Below are 1,539 nucleotides of genomic sequence, written 5' to 3'. Positions count from 1 at the left end.
GGGGCGGAGCCCCGCTACGGCTTGATGACGCGGCGGCGGGTGGGGATGTCGATGCCGTACTTCTGGATCTTGTAGTTGAGGGCGCGGCGGCTGACGCCCAGCAGGGGGGCGGCGTCCTTCTGGACCCAGTTGGATTTTTCCAGGGCCTTGATGATGGCCTGCTTTTCGCTTTCGTCCAGGGAGAGGGCTTCGCTGTCGCCGTGGTGCGGCTTTCCGGCCGGACTGACCTGAAGGTCGGCGGGGGTGAGCGCGCCGCCCTGGGAGAGCACGATGCCCGCCTCGACGGCGTTTTTCAGCTCCCGGATATTGCCGGGCCAGGGATAGGCCAGCATGAACTCGGCGGTTTCGCGGGGGATGGCCACGGGGGGCATGCCCTGGGCCTTGCAGAATGACTTTGCGAAGTGCTCGGCCAGGATGGGGATGTCCTCGCGGCGTTCACGCAGGGGGGGCACCTGGATGGTGACCACGCGCAGGCGGTAGTAGAGGTCTTCGCGGAAGTCGCCTCGTGCCACGTCCTGGGCGAGGTCGGCATTGGTGGCTGCCACCACGCGGCAGTCCACGGCGATCTCGCGGGTGTCTCCGATGCGGCGGATCTTGCGGTTTTCCAGGAAGCGCAGCAGGCGCACCTGCATCTCCTGGGAGATGTTGCCGATCTCGTCGAGGAAAAGCGTGCCCTTGTGGGCCTCCTCGATGAGCCCTTTCTTGTCCTTGACGGCGTGGGTGAAGGAGCCCTTCACATGGCCGAAGAGTTCCGATTCCAGGAGACTGGCCGGCGTGGAGCCGCAGTCCACCACCACGAGGGGGTGTTCCCGGCGCGGCGAGAGTTCGTGGATCAGGTGGGCGATGCGCTCCTTGCCGGTGCCGGATTCGCCCAGGAGCAGAACGTTCACGTCGCGGGGGGCCACTTTCTCCACCACCTGGGCCAGGTCGCGCATGCGTTGGGAGGCGGTGCGCCACATGCCGCCGTCGCCGGCGGCGGGCGAGGCGACCTGCCCCTGTCCGGAGCGGTCGAGCACCTGCTTGACCTTGTCGAGCAGTTCGCGGCCCTCGAAAGGCTTGGTGAGGTAGTCCACCGCGCCGCTCTTGATGGCGGTGACGGCGTCCTGGATGGAGCCGAAGGCGGTGAGGAAGATGATGGGCAGGCGCGGGGCGATCTTTTCCAGGCGTGCCTGAAGCTCCAGGCCGTCGAGCCCTGGCATGCGCACGTCGGAGATGACGAGGTCCACGGGGCGTCGGGAAAGTTCGGCCAGGGCTTCGCGGCCGTCGGCGGCGAGGATGACCTCGTAGCCCGCCGAGGAGAGGCGCACGTCCAGGACTTCCTGGATGTGCGGGTCGTCGTCGGCCACGAGGATGGTCTTGCGGTCCATGGAGGCCATTACTGGCTGCCCATTTTCTTCTTTTCCTGGATTTCGCGATGGATGGTTTCCAGGGCCTTGATCTGCTTCTGGAGGTGCAATACCTCCTTTTCCTTTTCCTGCAAACGCATGGCGAGGTCGGGGTCGGCCGGGGCGGGTTTGGGGGGCAGCAGGGGCCTGGCCT

1 protein-coding gene is annotated in these 1,539 nt (G+C 66.4%); it reads right to left on the bottom strand.

Annotation, left to right across the window (positions count from 1 at the left end; translation table 11 throughout):
- Positions 1 to 14: 14 nt before the first annotated feature.
- Complete coding sequence (locus ACV4UX_RS19450; protein WP_491594924.1) at positions 15 to 1,376, bottom strand: sigma-54-dependent transcriptional regulator; 1,362 nt, start codon at positions 1,374 to 1,376, stop codon at positions 15 to 17.
- Positions 1,377 to 1,539 lie beyond the last annotated feature (163 nt).

It is taken from the genome of Fundidesulfovibrio sp., from assembly GCF_058402725.1.
The sequence above is the reverse complement of the archived record's forward strand: the minus strand, read 5'-3'. Positions and strand labels throughout refer to the sequence as shown.

Coding starts and splice junctions, on each gene's coding strand:
- ACV4UX_RS19450 (WP_491594924.1), bottom strand. CDS start 1,376: ATGGCCTCCATGGACCGCAAGACCATCCTCGTGGCCGACGACGACCCG.